Here is a 272-nt window from a genome sequence, read left to right on the forward strand (position 1 = left end):
TCGAGAAGAAACTCGACGCTCTGACGGAGCTCGTGCAGAAGCTCGCAGAAAGCAAAGCGGCGACGAGTGACGAGGAAACGCCGGAAGAGGCCATTGATGCCGCGATTGCTCAGATGGAAGATCCGGAGAACACGCCTCCGCGCACGGATGACGACGACCCCGAGGAAGATGATGCGCACCTCATCGATCCTGGCATGGTCGAGGACGAGGCTGGCCCCATCGCTCCGCCAGAGGATCGTCCGCGCTCCGGATTTACGGCGGCAGACACGGCA

At 62.1% G+C, this 272-nt stretch carries 1 protein-coding gene; it reads left to right on the top strand.

The window, feature by feature from the left end:
* On the top strand, nucleotides 1-272 hold a 272-nt coding region (locus QMF38_RS09615), incomplete at both ends, for a hypothetical protein (protein WP_281759296.1).

Source organism: Alicyclobacillus hesperidum subsp. aegles (assembly GCF_027923525.1).
Taxonomy (GTDB): Bacteria; Bacillota; Bacilli; order Alicyclobacillales; family Alicyclobacillaceae; genus Alicyclobacillus; species Alicyclobacillus aegles.